15 protein-coding genes are annotated in these 15,355 nt (G+C 34.3%); 8 read left to right on the top strand and 7 right to left on the bottom strand.

All coding sequences use genetic code 11. The annotated features are described in order from the left end of the window. The first annotated feature begins 6 nt into the window (after positions 1-6). Entirely contained in the window at positions 7-984 is a 978-nt protein-coding gene (locus J2786_RS08185; RefSeq protein WP_310024664.1) for a hypothetical protein, read from the top strand. A gap of 214 nt (positions 985-1,198) precedes the next feature. Further along, entirely contained in the window at positions 1,199-1,981 is a 783-nt protein-coding gene (locus J2786_RS08180; RefSeq protein ID WP_310024662.1) for a phage tail-like protein, read from the top strand. A gap of 2 nt (positions 1,982-1,983) precedes the next feature. Here J2786_RS08180 and J2786_RS08175 read toward each other — a convergent pair whose 3' ends face one another. Together J2786_RS08175 and J2786_RS08170 are read right to left on the bottom strand one after the other, a co-directional pair. Next, complete coding sequence (locus J2786_RS08175) at positions 1,984-2,193, bottom strand: helix-turn-helix domain-containing protein (RefSeq protein ID WP_310024660.1); 210 nt, start codon at positions 2,191-2,193, stop codon at positions 1,984-1,986. Further along, positions 2,186-5,176: a ligand-binding sensor domain-containing protein gene (locus J2786_RS08170; protein WP_310024658.1), complete on the bottom strand. Its 2,991-nt coding sequence runs from the start codon at positions 5,174-5,176 to the stop codon at positions 2,186-2,188. The genes J2786_RS08175 and J2786_RS08170 overlap by 8 nt, the downstream gene beginning before the upstream one ends. A gap of 571 nt (positions 5,177-5,747) precedes the next feature. Here J2786_RS08170 and J2786_RS08165 point away from each other — a divergent pair. From J2786_RS08165 to J2786_RS08155, 3 genes are read left to right on the top strand one after another with little or no spacing between them, the layout of a single operon-like run. Further along, entirely contained in the window at positions 5,748-6,212 is a 465-nt protein-coding gene (locus J2786_RS08165; protein ID WP_142016819.1) for a hypothetical protein, read from the top strand. A 38-nt stretch (positions 6,213-6,250) separates the two neighbouring features. Further along, entirely contained in the window at positions 6,251-6,667 is a 417-nt protein-coding gene (locus tag J2786_RS08160) for a hypothetical protein (RefSeq protein WP_047433466.1), read from the top strand. Beyond that, positions 6,646-6,978, top strand: coding sequence for a transposase (locus tag J2786_RS08155; protein WP_047433465.1), 333 nt, complete (start codon positions 6,646-6,648; stop codon positions 6,976-6,978). The genes J2786_RS08160 and J2786_RS08155 overlap by 22 nt, the downstream gene beginning before the upstream one ends. 291 nt (positions 6,979-7,269) lie before the next feature. On the opposite strand, the gene J2786_RS08150 is transcribed toward J2786_RS08155, so the two are convergent. Next, positions 7,270-7,755: a hypothetical protein gene (locus J2786_RS08150; RefSeq protein WP_047433464.1), complete on the bottom strand. Its 486-nt coding sequence runs from the start codon at positions 7,753-7,755 to the stop codon at positions 7,270-7,272. A 154-nt stretch (positions 7,756-7,909) separates the two neighbouring features. On the opposite strand from J2786_RS08150, the gene J2786_RS08145 reads away from it, so the two are divergent. After that, positions 7,910-8,317 (top strand): 5-fold beta-flower protein, encoded by a 408-nt coding sequence (locus J2786_RS08145; RefSeq protein ID WP_047433463.1) that lies wholly within the window; start codon positions 7,910-7,912, stop codon positions 8,315-8,317. A 517-nt stretch (positions 8,318-8,834) separates the two neighbouring features. Beyond that, complete coding sequence (locus tag J2786_RS08140; RefSeq protein WP_310024654.1) at positions 8,835-10,634, top strand: hypothetical protein; 1,800 nt, start codon at positions 8,835-8,837, stop codon at positions 10,632-10,634. 113 nt (positions 10,635-10,747) lie between these two features. Here the strand turns inward: J2786_RS08140 and J2786_RS08135 are convergent, their stop codons facing one another. The 4 genes from J2786_RS08135 to J2786_RS08120 form a co-directional block, all read right to left on the bottom strand. Beyond that, entirely contained in the window at positions 10,748-11,206 is a 459-nt protein-coding gene (locus J2786_RS08135) for an organic hydroperoxide resistance protein (protein ID WP_310024652.1), read from the bottom strand. Positions 11,207-11,252: 46 nt separating this feature from the next. After that, positions 11,253-12,551, bottom strand: coding sequence for an epoxide hydrolase family protein (locus J2786_RS08130; protein WP_310024650.1), 1,299 nt, complete (start codon positions 12,549-12,551; stop codon positions 11,253-11,255). Positions 12,552-12,778: 227 nt separating this feature from the next. Next, positions 12,779-13,585, bottom strand: a complete 807-nt coding sequence (locus tag J2786_RS08125) for an SDR family NAD(P)-dependent oxidoreductase (RefSeq protein ID WP_310024648.1) — start codon at positions 13,583-13,585, stop codon at positions 12,779-12,781. Positions 13,586-13,675: 90 nt separating this feature from the next. Continuing rightward, positions 13,676-14,263, bottom strand: coding sequence for a TetR/AcrR family transcriptional regulator (locus J2786_RS08120; RefSeq protein WP_310024646.1), 588 nt, complete (start codon positions 14,261-14,263; stop codon positions 13,676-13,678). Positions 14,264-14,476: 213 nt separating this feature from the next. Between J2786_RS08120 and J2786_RS08115 the strand changes: the two genes are divergently transcribed. Continuing rightward, positions 14,477-15,352: an AraC family transcriptional regulator gene (locus J2786_RS08115; protein ID WP_310024643.1), complete on the top strand. Its 876-nt coding sequence runs from the start codon at positions 14,477-14,479 to the stop codon at positions 15,350-15,352. Positions 15,353-15,355 lie beyond the last annotated feature (3 nt).

Here is a 15,355-nt window from a genome sequence, read left to right as displayed (position 1 = left end):
ATAATAATGTTTAAAGTCAAACAGACGCAAGAATTACATTTGGGAGAAGATGTTATATGGAAACATCGTTTACCTATTTCTCTGGACTTTGAGGAAAGTTCCCGACTAGTACTTGTTCAGCAAATCAAAAGTCTAGCAAATATAGAGCTTATGTGTAGTGTAGATATTTCAAATGAAGGCCAGCCATTCAGTTGTTTATTGCCTGAAAAAAATTTTAAGCGTAAACACCTTTTTTCACATGAACCAAAATATAAATATAATTCAATTGGATCCGCTTATTATTTCCCATATAAGGCAGGATTTGATAGCAATAAAGATTTTATAGAGAATATTGGTAATGTTGAAATATTAGTTAATCCAGGCAGTGATGAACCTCATTATGTTCTAACAGGAGCGATGAACGGATGTGCAATTATTATAACAAAAGAGGAAGGTCAGAAAATGATGGGACGGCCTTCATTCAGAGCGTGGCATTTTCAAAGCCCTACCAGTAATAAAACCCAACTTAGAGCATTTATCAACAGGTATCGTAATTGTATATATAGTTACATTTGTTTCCAGGATTATGCAAGTCCGAACAACGGTTCTGGTTATGATGAGAAAGACGTAGAAGGTTTTAATTATCTTTTTTTTAATAACGCTGTTTTTGAAGGATCTCTTGATGGAACTTGGGAATTAAATTGTATTCCACTTAAGAGAATTCCGATGCCCCTTCCTGAAAGTGAGTGGAAAAAATCTTGGGTACAGAAATCAAGACATTGTAGATCCAGAAGACTTATAGATTTTACTAAAGGTCCTATAATTATACCTCCAGATAATGCTGAAGGCAAATGTCCGGTTATTGACTGGATAGTGTGGGATATAACATATGCTGTAGAAAAACCTTTTGAGAAAAGAGAAAGTGAACCTGTGGTGGAGGGAAGGCTGCCTTCAGGTTTACCGCCTGAAGGATCTATCAGGAAAGGCATAAAACTTCGAAAATAATGACGTTAAGATGTTGAGCTGTTTTTTGCAGAACTCAGACATAATAAAGACTTCAAAAGAATCAAGCTTTGAAGGATAGTGTCCAAATAATAAAGTACAAGGAAAAATTGAGGAGTATTTATTTTATGATAAAAACGTTAATTTTTAATTTATTTTTATAACGTTATCTATTATTTCAAGAGAATCTTGATTCTAAACACACATTTGTTTAAACATGAAAAATTTGTTCTTATTCTGTATGATCCTGATTTTTGGATTTTACAAATCTCAAATAGGTATCAATACTCCAATACCTAAGGCTACATTGGATGTTGAAGGTCAAGCAACAAGCCCAACCACAATAGATGGCTTTATACCTCCCAGATTAACAGGGGACCAATTAAAAGCAAAAGATAACGTGTATTCATCTAATGAAACAGGTTCTATTGTTTATGTTACAGCAGCCACAAATTCACCTTCGGCAAAAACGATCAATGTAACTGCTGCAGGATATTATTCTTTTGATGGATCTGTATGGAAACCCCTTGCTAACCCGGCTTCTGGTGGTACAGTATTAGGATATAGTGCATTAGTGTATGGTAATAGCGTTCCATGGACTGTTGACAATGTTATTACTACATTTGATATAAGCCAGGGAAGTGGTAATCTTGCATCATGGAGAACTGATAATACTACACTTACTGTTCCTGCTAATCAAGGGGGAACGTATATAATTTCATATACAGCGGGACTTTTAATAAATGGCAATGTCCCGACAACCTATTCTTTCATGGCTTTTGCGACTCAGAACGGTAACCAGATAGGTAATCGTTCTACAACTGCAGTGCCTGGTGGAGCATCTACAAATTATTTAAACGAAACCGTTGCCATTACCTGGAGTGTAGTAGTAAATTTAGTAGCCGGGGATCAGATTCAAATGAAAGGATTTACTTATAATGCTTCCGGTAGTCCTACTTCTTTCAGAGTAGTACGTTTATCATTAGAAAAAGTAAATTAGTTTTAGAAAAAATAAAAGTAAGTCGTCTTGAAATAGGTTGGCCTAAAATTAAAATATAAAAGATCCGGAGAAATTTTTTCTTCGGATTTTTTTATATTTATATAGGATTCTGCACAGGAAACTTTTACATCTTTGTAGTGTGATTCCAAAATCAGGGTAGTGCCTAATCTTACTACGAAGTGATCATCGGCAATAATAATTTTTCTAGTCATCTTTTTGTTTTTTTATTTTAATGGATATTATGGTTCCGTTGGGTGTGTTATTTTTAAATTCAATTCTACCATTAATCATCATAAGCAGCTGAAGGATAAGGTGTAGTCCTAAACTGTACTTTTGTAAAACCAGCTTCTCATTTTCAATATTATCCTGAAGCTTTTCATAATAGGTCATCTGTTCCCGGCTCATTCCTTTACCCGTATCTTTTACCTCCAGGAAAAAGGTCCTGCTATCTTCAGTGGTAGAAAGTTCTATGATTCCATTAATCGTATTTTTAACCGCGTTATCTATGAGATTATGAATGATGACAGCAATCACATTCTGGTTGTTTTTTGAGTAAGTGGGATCTTTAATATTGTTGATAATAAGAGTGTTTTGTTCTTTCGCTGCAACCTCAAAAAGAGCTTTTTTAGCTTCTACCACCTCATAAATATTATAAATTTCATTTTTTTCAGAAATGTTATATATCTCTGCATATTCCTTTAGCGTTTTCACGAAATTGTAAAACTCTACAGAAGATGTGTAGAAACTTTCGAAATATTTCTTTTGTATATAACGATCATGTTCGTCTGTCTCATATAACTTTTGGGCGGTAATGGATAAATACTTTATGGGCGTAATGATATCATGACTTATGGTCTCCAAAAGTTTTTTCTGCTGTACACTCTCTTTTCGGAGCTGTTCCTTGGTATCCTCCAGTTTTGAAACCGTCTTTGAAAGTTTCCGGGTTCTTATGGTAATGATTTTTTCAAGTTCTCTTTTTTTCTGTTCCTGCCTTTTTATTCTTATTTTAAAGAATGTAAATACAATAAGAGACAATAGTAAAACAATAAAGAATTTAAAAATAGGTGTTTGGTAAAACAAGTATTTTACACTGATATCCATTGTTTTATAGATGTATTTTCCTTTCGGAGAAGTCAATACCCTCACCATAAGCTGATATTGGCCCGGTTCCAGATTTGAGATATAATATTTGCCATCACTGCTTACCCTTTCCCATCTTTCATTCTTGGAACCTTTCAGTTTTCCTTCAATAACCAAATTAGCTCTGTTAGCATAATAAGGAACATCTATTAAAATTATCGTTTTATAAAAATTGTTTTCCAGATTAATATGCTTTCCCTGTATCCTACTTTTGTAATCATAGAATATAACCCTTTCCAAAAAGAAATTTTTAGGGTAATAGCTTCTTATTTTTTCAGGATCAAAAAATACCAGTCCTTTGATAGATGGAAACACAAAACTTCCATTTTGGAGAGCTGCGGCACTTGGAGAACTGCCTCCATTGAATTCATTGGTTTTAAAGCCATCTTCTTTACTGTACCGGTAGTAGTAGGGTAACGTTTTTTTATCTTTTAAATATTGCAGCAGGTTACTTTTCAGCACCTTGAATAAACCATTATTGGTGCTGATCCAGAGAAAACCATTTTTGTCTTCCAGAATCGTATGTGAAAATGAAAGATATCCGTTTTTATCTTCGGGCATTTTAATGAGCTGACCCTTTTTGTATAGAAAGAAGCCATTTCCCTGGGTCATGATCCAAATATTCCCATCTTTTGCTTTTGTAATTTCTCTTACATGTAATGAACGGGTAGAGATCTTTGTAAGAGTAAAAGAAGGTTCTTCCATCGAATACAAGGCATCCCTGGTTCCTATCAGCCATTTATTATGGGCCAGCTCTTGTACTGATGTAACAATATTGGGCATTGAAAACTGTAAAAACGGCTGTTTGAAACCGGAATCTTTATAAAAAGAAAGTTGAGATTGTAATGAAGGCAGATGTAACGTTGTAATATAACAATGGTTGACATTGAAAACGTACGGTGGTGTTTCCTTGAAATACAGGGATTCGTGTTTTGAATAATCGGAACCTTTGAAAAAACGAAGTAGTGATCTGCCGTTTTGAACAAAAATATTTTTTTGTGGATCATAGAATAAAAAATATTTGCTGGTTGTATTAAAATGATATTGCTTTATCAGTCTGTTTTCGTTGTATACATCTCCAGATGCAGTAATTACTTTATCATTTTCAAAAGGAACTATCGAATAAAAAATATTTTCATAAGATTTGTTTGATCGGTTGGCCACATGGAAATTATTAAACTTCACTACATTCAAACCGTCTGATAAGTTACCGAGATAAACTTTATTATTAATCTCGTCATGATAAACAGATGCTAAAGAGTTTTCATTAAGATCATAATCTGTCATTTTTTTTAATCCGATAGTATTGTTTTGATAGGATACCTTATACAATGACTTATGATGAAAGATAAAACACTGATTGTTAATCTGACTCCAGTATACTTTGACGTGATTCTGGAAGAAAATCTCTGAAGCATTTAAATAACTGATTTGCCCTGAAGATATTCTGATGATTTTTTTTAACCTCTTATCAATAATAAAAATATTTTGCCCAAAACAAAAAGTATCGGCTATATAATGTTTATGCAGTTCCTTTAGGGATACTATCTTTTTATCATTATATTGTATAGTTCCATTATTAAACAGATGATAGGAATTCTTTCTGTCAAAATAAATGAAGAAGTCTTTATGATCTATTTTTTCAGGAGTTCCGTTTTTTACAAATAATCCATATAACTTGCTTTCATCCAACATTTTTTGAGTACAGCTGTTCATCTGATGTAAAACATTTACATTTCTTCTGGACAATAAAACAATGTTTTCCGTATAAGCTGTAGAATTATAAATGGAATCTTTTTCAATACTTCCGAAAAAAGAAGTAAATCTGTTGTTTTTAAGATTAAGATGATTATACGTTACAAAATTATATCCATCGTAGCGTACTAAACCGTTTTCTGTACTCAGCCATATAAATCCGTATTGATCTTTAGTAATATCTTTTACACTATTCTGTGGAAGACCATTATCTGTGTCATACCATACAGAAGCTGTTTGCTGGCTATAGCATAGCAGTATCCGGAATAATAGCAGCAATATAACTGCTTTATGATACATTGAGGAGCGTTGGTACATTTGTGTTTGTTCGGTTCAATTAATATAAATGTAGTAAAAATAAATCATTGTTGAAAGAATTAAATGTCATTTAAAAACTACATGATACGCAATTAAAAATTACAATATTGCTAATCTATTTTTACAGTAATTATTTTACCTTTTGTTAAGATTATCAGACATTTGCATTAGTAACTTTAATGCTTTGTTTAACCATTAAAAGTTAAATAAATTCTCAAATTTTTTAAACAAAATTCTGTATTTATTTCACTTTTGTGAGATGTTTTTATTATTGTTTTTAAAGAAATAACATGCTTTAGTTAATTAAATTATTAATGAAGTCACTTTGTCTTAAAGAGTAAAAGGTGAGTGGTAGGTGAATCAATGTACATGGAAAATTAAGTATGGTTAAAATTATAAAAGTTACATTTTTAATAGCAGGGCTGTTACGGAGTGCAACCAGCGTATTTGTACAAGCTCCGGAATGAATGGAATAACAATATTCCGCCATTTGAATTCAAAATATATACAGAGAAAATAAATAAGAATAGACACATTTAATAATTGAAGGGTAATGAAAATAAATAATAAGAAGAGAGTAAGTCATCATATGATTGTTCAGTTAGTTCTATTGTCGCTACTTTCTTTGAGCATTGGTATTCTCATGTTTTTTGGATACATTTTTACTTCAGAGGTTTTTTCCCTGGTCGTTTTATTGGTACTGGTATATGGGCTGCTAAAAAACCGGTTTATATTTGAATATGAGAATTCCGGAAAGGTGATTTCTATTAAAAGCTATCAATGGCTTTCAAATGGAAGAAATCCAGTCTTTGAAATGCCACAAAAAAAAATTGTAAGGATAGAAATACTGGAAAGGACCTATCGAAAATATTTAATTATTCTTTTTTCAAATTCTTCAGGGAAGCTGTTAAGAAAAAATATTGATATTACATTTTGTAGTGAAAATGAAATCCACAAGCTTTTAGGGGATATATCCAACAATTTAATAAAGGATAAATCAGGAACTTACTTCTTATAAAATATTACTTTTCGAATACAGATATAAATTAATTAAAGATGGAAAATTTGAAAGACATTCACATTGGTGCATTGGTGTATGAATGTGTCAATGAACAGGATATTGAGATGAGCAGAATCTGCAGATTCTTACATTCAACAGAAAAGGAGATTCTCGAAATGTATTCTAAGAAATCATTAGACGTTGATATACTTCTAAAATGGTCGAAATTATTGAAATATGATTTTTTCCGTCTCTATTCCAATCATTTAATATTATACGCACCCATCGCCAGCCAAAATAAAAATGGAGTGAAATCAAAACTGCCTCAGTTCCGGAAAAGTCTCTATACAAAGGAAATTATAGACTATATATTGGAGCTTTTGAAAAATAAAAAAAAGACTTCGGTAGAAATCATTACTCAATACCGGATCCCAAAATCAACATTGAATAAATGGATAAGCAAGTACAAATAATAAATGCAGGACCTAATTATAAAAGGATTTATCATGATTTCATAAAGTCTAAATGTCCGGAAAAATTAGAATATGTAAAGAAATATCTATCAAAAGAAACAATGTCTTTATCTGATGTTTTGAAAGTTAATAATATTATATTTTTTGATGGGTCATCTGAAAATCAAAAGTTCAAATCTTATGATAAACAGACTATTTTTGAAATCCTTGATTATCAAAAAAAGCATCAATTAAATAACAGTCAGTTAGCGAAGCATTTTAAATTAAGCAGAAATACCATTACAAAGTGGAAGCGGATATTTTTAGTATAATCTGCTTTTTATTCTCAAGTAATGAAGTATATATTAGCACGTTTTTTCTAAGTTTTAAAGAGTATCCGCAGTGATACTCTTTTTATTAATTTCCATAGTGTGAATTTTTTGGAAAATTGAATAAGCTTAAGCATCAGAATTCTATCATAATTATAATCCTTTTAAAACTAAAATAAAAAACTCAGAGCGAAATTTCACTCTGAGTTTTTGTATTTGAATATATACTGTTAAGAATGTTTTAGTTTTTCTTAAGACATAGTTTTACTGGTGCTCACTGGCATTATCCTAAATCTACTTCTTTGTCTGCAGAGACAGGTTATCCATATAAACAGCCTGATGTACTCCATTCAGTAAGACTTTCAACCCTAAATGGGAGTCTTTTTTTAAAGAAACGGTAAATGTTTTTTTCTCTCCTGTTATTTTGGAAGGTTTAGTGATTGAAACATAAGTTTTCACATCAGAAGGGTTGTCTACTGAGAAAAGCTCTAAGCTTGTTTCACCTCCATTATCAGAAAGATCAAGAGACAACGTATAGGTTCCCGCTTTAATTTCGGGTGTTACCAGATACATATTTTCTCCAGGATTGCTCATTGAATAAAATATAATTCTTTTGTCACTTGCATAAAGCATCGCTTTTCCCGCTTGAGCAGTCCAGCATTTATTAATATCTTTCCAGGTATCAAAACTTTCTGTAAGAGCGGTTACGGGTTTGCACTGTGCATTTGCCGTTAGAAATCCTCCTATCACTGTTATTCCTGTAAGTACAATTTTCTTCATGTATTATTTTTATTTATAATGAGTAAAAATAACAAAAAAAAGATGTACTTGATGCTTCTGTTATATGATTTACGTTAGTTTTTCAGCTTGAATTTTAAATAAAGAAATTGAAAAGAGAATCTTAACTTAGACCTGGATAAAACATTAAAATGAAATGAAAAAAATATTATTTTTAATGATCACCGTAACAGGCACGATACTGATAAAAGCACAAACCATTGAATCCAGCAGCCGGAGTACCATAGGATATATTAAAACTGATGGAACTATTGAAAACAGCAGCCATTCCACAGTCGGTTATATCAGGAGTGATGGTATTGTTGAAAACAGCAGCCATTCTACGATTGGTTATATCAGAAATGACGGAACTATTGAAAATAAAAGCCGTTCTACAGTAGGTTATGTAAGGGAAGACGGAACTGTAGAAAACAGCAGCCGTTCTACCTTGGGATATATTAAAGATGACGGAACCGTTGAAAATGCCAGCCGCAGCACAATAGGCTACGCCCATGGTATAAAAAAAGAATGGGTTGCCGTGGTTTATTTCTTTTTTAAACTGTAGAAGGAAATTTTTTTATAATTTTAGGTTACTATATTGTAATCTGAATGGAATACACCAGTAAACAACTATTTTTTTCTTTTAAAAACCATAATTTATACATTCGGATGTCTCAGTTTAGTAAAGATCTCAGGATTTGACTAGGATCAAAAGAAAACTGGAGCAAATGATGGGTAATGAATTGATTCCGGCATTACTGGTCAGAAGTATTTTTTTTGACAGTGGTAGGATTATTATTTTTAGGATTATCTTCAATAGTAAGCAAAATTTACAGGAAAAAAAGACCTTTTTTGAAAGAACTGGTTATTCTGCTATTGTTTTATTTCACGCTGAATGTAATACTGATGTTAGGCTTAATCTGACATGAATTTATAATAAAATACAGACACTCTTTTATTTATAAAATGAGACTATCGAATAAAGTGAGCTTTACATAGAAAAATTTCTTAAATGTGGTAGGTATTGAAGCTTTATTGGCGTATAAATTGATACAAGAAACTTTATTGAATTTTGATGACTAATGACTAGAACGACTCTAACTCTGATTTTCCTTTTAAGTGGTTTTTTCTTTTTAAATGCACAGGAGAAGAAAGATTCACTTTATTATAAGATAGAAGAATTTTCGGACAAAAGAAAAGTTACCAAATTCATCCACCGCTTTATATTTCGTAGAGAGCCGGATTCTACTTCCGTGAAGTCCAGTACTGAAAAACTTTCGCAGAAAACTTATGATAAAAAAATTATCAGAAATATCAGGATAGAGACCATTGACCCTTTTGGATATGGCTCTAAAGACAGTAAGGAAATAGGCAAATGGTATGATTGGATAAAGGATCACCTTCATTCCAGTACCAGAAGATCGACCGTTAATAATTTTTTACTTTTTGAAGAAGGAGAAGAATACAATGCCCAAAAGCTCTATGAATCTGAACGTTTGCTAAGAGCGATGCCTTTTATAAACAGAGTTAATATCAGTGTTTCAGACAGCACTTCCAGCAAAGATTCTATAGATGTTGTGGTAAAAGTTCTTGATTCCTGGAGTCTGAAGCCGAGAATCAGTTATTCCGGAAGCAAAATTGGCCTTGGGGTGACTGAAGAGAATGTGCTGGGACTGGGCCACACCCTGGACTTCCTCTACAGAAACGATTCCAAAGAAAAGCAGGACTATCTGTTAGGAAGCTATACCACCCATAATCTTTTTGGTACCTATATCAATGCCCAGATCCTTGGAGAACGGGACTTTTCAAGAAATGAAAGGATTAATTTCAGCCTCAGAAGAGACTTTTTCTCACCTTTAACGAAATGGGCAGGTGGTTTTACATTCGAATATTTTATGCGGAAAGTTTTATTGCCGATAAATACGGATACTCCGTTTCCGGAAGTTCAGATCAAGGTGTACAGTGAAGATTTATGGGGTGGTTATCAGATCCCGGTGTCATCTGATCCCAGTGAAAAGGTATCCAGTAATATTGCCATAATAGGAAGATTTCAAAACTATCAGTACAAAGACAGTCCAGGAATTGATCAATATAAATATTTCAGTTCTTATAACAGTTTTCTGATGTCTGTTGGGTTTATTCAGAGATACTTCTCGGTTCAGAAGAATATTTTCCAGTATGATTTGCCGGAGGATATTGCGTATGGTAATTCTGTAAACATCATTGCAGGAGGTTTATCAAGAAATAAAGAAGTAAATCCGTATGTGGGGATTTCTGCATCTTACGGACGTTTTACAAAACTGGGATATTTCACTGTGAAAGCACAGTTTGGAAGATTTTTTAATGAAGACAGCCAGAACAGGGAATCTTTTCGCTTTGACGGAACGTATTTTACCAACCTGATGGACTGGAAATTTGCCAAAGTAAGACATTTTTTCTCTCCAACATTAGCATTGGGAAATCCACAGCATAATTACTCGTATAAGGATAGGATCAACCTTTCTTCTGCAGATGAATTTCCTGTTTATAATTCGGATTATATCGGAACAAAAAAAATAGTGTTGAGGTATCAGCTTCAATTGTTTATTAATAAAACCTGGAAGAATTTCCATTTCAGTCCTTATTTAACTACCGCAGTGGGCTGGCTGGGAATGCCTGATGATAAATTATTGAAAACCAAAGCCAATGCAAAAATCGGAATAGGTGTTTTAATTAATAATCCCTATCTGGTTTTCAACAGGATTCAGATTTCTTTTATGTATTATCCACGTGTTCCTTTTGATAATAATTCTGTTTTTGACTTTAACAGTAACAGAAATAATCTTTTACCACTGAACAGCTTTGCTACGGATGTTCCTCATTTTGTCAATTTTGGAAATTAATATAACAGACTTTTATATCCGGAATATCTTTTTCAGACAGATTTAAACAAATAGAAACCTTCCTTGCTTTAGCAGGGAAGGTTTTCGTCAAAATGGGCTAAACATTGTGAAAATTAAACTACTACATCGATCTTTACATTGATATTTCCACGGGTTGCTTTTGAATAAGGACATGTTGCATGAGCTGTCTCTACAACTTTTCTTGCTTGGTCTATTGCTAAACCGGGTAAAAGAATCTGCAGGTGAGCCTGCAGGAAAAATTCATCATCATTGGTAGCAAGGTCCACAGAGGTATTGACAGATAGGTCTGCAGGAAGAGTAATCCCAATTTTTGCAGAAGCCAGATGCATAGCTCCAATAAAACAAGCCGACCATCCTGCCGCCAATAGCTGTTCCGGATTGGTTCCGTTTCCTTTTGAACCGGGAGAAGTTAATTCAATATCCAACTTTCCGTCACTGCTTTTTGCTTCGCCGTTACGACCTCCGGTTACAATGACATTACCGGAATACAACACTTTACTGATGTTAACTACTGTTGTATTTTCTACTTCCTGAATGGTACTTAGTTCCATATTTTTATTATTTAAATTAAACGATATTGTTGATTGATAGTTATGGTTAAAGTTTTTTTCTTAAATCTTTGAAAGCGGCTCTTAGCTCTTCCGTAAAGACTTGTGGCTGTTCCCATGCTGCAAAATGTCCGCCTTTGGAAGCTTTATGGTAATAATATAAAGTAGGATAAGCTTGTTTTGACCAGCTTTCCGGAGCCTGATAAATTTCGTGAGGGAATACCGAAATAGCTACAGGAACTTTAATGTCTTTCGTTTTCTGTGCCTCGGCACTGAAATTATTTTTGTTATTTTCCCAGTAGAAGCGGGAAGAAGACGCTCCCGTATTGGTGAGCCAGTAAAGAGTAATGTCATCGAGGATAGCATCACGGCCAATGACATTCTCAGGATGAAGATCACTTTCACTCCATTCTGCAATTTTTTCGTAAAGGAATGCTGCTAAAGCTGTTGGAGAATCAGAAAGTAAATATCCTGTTGTTTGTGGACGTGTCACCATCATTCCTCCGTAGGCTGCATTTCTTCCAAAGAATGTACTCATTGCATTGTATGCTTTTGCTTCTGATGCAGAAAGTCCTGATGGGGCAGGGTCACCGGCATTGATGGGCTTTACAAGTTCAGCAGGAATGGTAGCCGGCATCGTCAGGTGAATTCCCAAAAGGCCTGAGGGAGCTTGTTTAGCCAATGCATCAGAAATAACGGAGCCGTGGTCACCACCTTCAGAAACATACTTTTTATAGCCAAGTCTTTTCATCAGTACATCCCATACACGGGCAACACGGTCAGGATTCCAGCCTGTTTCCGTTGGAATTTCTGAAAAACCATATCCGGGAATTGCCGGTATAATCACATCAAAGGCATCACTTGCTTTCCCTCCGTATTTTACAGGATCTGTCAAAGGATCTATAGCATTGATAAACTCCAATGGAGATCCCGGCCAGCCATGCGTGAGGATCACCGGCATTGCATTGGACTCTTTTGAACGTACGTGGATGAACTGGATATCAAGTCCGTCAATTTTTGTTACAAACTGGGGAAGCGCATTCAGTTTATTTTCCACTTTTCTCCAGTCGTAACCGTTGCCCCAGTAGGTGATCAGTTCTTTTAACTGTTCAAGCTGAATTCCCTGAGAAGCATCTTTCACCGTCTCTTTATCCGGGAATCGGGTTTCGGAAATACGTTTTTTAAGATCATCCAGCTGAGATTGTGGAATATTGATGTTAAAAGGACGGATACTGGTATCATTTTTTGATAATAGAGTAGCAGTATCATTTTTTTGCGCCTTAGAAATAGCAGGCGTACCTAAGATAAAAGTTGCTGCTAAAAGAATTGTTGAAATTGTTGTTTTCATTGCTTTGCTGTATTAGATTTTAAATCTGTTTTTCTTTTTTGATGAGACAAAATTATACCTTGAGAAAGGCCGGGGAAATGAGTATTTTGTTCAAGTAGTCATATTTCACAGCGAAACAGACATTGCAGCTGGTGAAAAGCAAAACGATACGGGGATGAAGCATGAAAAATAAAATAAGCTCCGTTCTGACAGAGACGGAGCTTATTTTATAATGCATTTTGGGGAAATTATCCGTGAGCTTCTACGGATACATCATTCCATTCTTCCCAGACTTTTAGACGCTGTTCGTAATTCTGTTTTACAAACGGAAGTGCTACTTTTCCAAGCAATAAACGCAGTGGCGGATTTTCAGTTTCTGCTAACTTTATCAGTGCAGGAGCAGTAGCTTCTACATTTCCAAAAGATGTTTCAGATTCAGAGAAAGCCTTTTTAACACCATCATATACCGGATTGCTTTGGGTATTAATTCCTGTATGCCAGATATTGGAAGCATAGCCGTTAGGCTCTACCAAAGTTACATTGATTCCGAATCCTTTTACTTCCGTTGCTAACGTTTCGCTTAATCCTTCCAATGCAAACTTAGACGCATTATAAAGTCCCATGGTAGGTAAAGTAGCTAATCCCAAAATAGAAGAAACCTGAATAATATGACCGCTTTTCTGCTCTCTCATAATAGGAAGCACTGCCTGTGTAAGCCATAAAGTTCCAAAGAAATTCGTGTCAAACTGTGCTCTTGCTTCCTGTTCATTGGTTTCTTCCACTGCGCCTGTTAATGCATATCCTGCGTTATTGATCAGGATATCAATGCTGCCGAAGTGCTGATGTACTTTCTGAACAACAGCTAATGATTCTTCTCTTTTATCTACATCTAGAGTTAAAGGCAGTACAGAATCTCCATATTTTTCTTTTAAATCATGAAGAGTTTCTACATTTCTGGCTGTTGCTGCCACGTTGTATCCTTTTGCTAAAAAAGCTTCAGCCCATGATTTTCCGAAACCTTTTGATGCACCTGTAATTAAAACTGTTTTTGACATTGTTCTGTTTTTTAAATTGTTATGATTATATTTTTCAAAAGAATTATTATATATATAAATGACCGATCGGTCATATTTTGAATAAAAAAATTATACTGTATTTTCCTCGATCGTTTTTTTAAGATAATTGACAATAGTTATCATTTTATCGTTATTACCAGCCATTCTTGACATTAAGTGTCCACCTTCAAGCATGGCAAACAAAACTGTTGCAAAACCTTCCGCATCCCATTCCGCTCTGAATTCTTTATTGGCAATTCCTTTTTCTATAATACCGGAAATCAATTTTTCTCCCTGCTTTATTCCATGGTTTACCTTTCCTTTAACGACTGGATTGGTATCATCAGCTTCTGTTCCAAAGTTTAACAGGGGACAACCGCCAACTACAGGTGGATGATTGGGATCACTAAAAAAATCAATATAGGCGAATAACTGTTCCCTGGAAGTTTTGAATCTGCTTAAAGTTTTTTGAAGTTGATCACTCAGCATTTGCATATTATGCTCAACAGCAGCACAGGCAAGTACTTCCTTATTTTCAAAATGAACGTACATACTGCCTTTAGACAACTTGGTGGCCTCCATAATATCACTCATAGAAGTAGCTGCAATCCCCTTTGTATTAAAAATTGGAGCTGCTTTTTCTATAATGAACTGTCTGGTTTCTTCCCCTTTGGCCATAATGATAGTAAATAATGATGCAAATATATGACCGATTGGTCATAAAAGCAAACTTTTTGTATTAATATTTTAAAAAAAATACAAATATTCTTGTCAACCTTGTGATAGAGGGGAAATACAGCTTTTGAACCAATCACTATTATTAGGCTGACGAGTCAATATTAATAGCGAATAACTTTTTTTAATCCTAAATTTGCCGTGGTAAAAGGAACTATGAAGAAACTGGAGATTAAAAAAAATATTCAGAAGCAGGAAGATAAAAATCTGTCTTTCCGGGTTTTTGATTTGAATAAAGATCATTTGGATCTATATGCACAACCTCACAAAAAAGACCATTTTTGTATTTTTATTGTAGAACAGGGAAAACTGCAGGTTTGTATTGAAGATAAAATGCATGGGATGAAAGCTGGAAAAATATCTGTTATATTTCCGGAACAGGTCCACTTTGTGGCAGATTCAAGCGAAGATCTCACAGGAAAGGTTATTCTGTTTGAGGAGATCCTGTTTTGTTCTGACATTTTGAAAAATGAACTGAGTACCTATAACGTCAATCTTTCCACACACCTGAATTGTACGGTGCTTTCCCGTGAAGACTTTGAACAAAGTTTACATAACACTTTCATCATTAAAGAGATTTACGAACAGCCAACACTGATCAAAAAAGAACAGGCGAGATTTTATATTAAAATTATTCTTCTGGGACTCATTGAATCTATTCACGGGCTGCATCCGGTTTTGCATGAAAAAACTGCAGACAAGCCTGTATATGTAAGATTTAAAAAGCTGTTAAACGAGCATTATAAACACTACCGAACCGTTCAGCATTATGCAGAAGAATTGGCTATTACCCCCAAAAAATTAAACTCTGTCACCAAAAAGCATTGTGGAGAGACAGCCATTCAGGCCATACATAACCGTATTTTAACAGAAATTAAACGCCAGCTGATGTTTTCTGACCTTTCTCATAAGGAAATTGCTTTTGATCTGGGATTTAATTCTCCCTCAGCCCTCAATAAATTTGTAAAAGCAAAACTCAAAGAAACTCCTACCGAACTTCAGCAGGAACTGGCGCAAATGTATAACGCGTAGTCC

Origin of the sequence: Chryseobacterium vietnamense, from assembly GCF_031454475.1 — a bacterium.
GTDB lineage: Bacteria > Bacteroidota > Bacteroidia > Flavobacteriales > Weeksellaceae > Chryseobacterium > Chryseobacterium vietnamense.
Note: the sequence above shows the minus strand (reverse complement) of the source record. Positions and strands in the feature narration are given on the sequence as shown.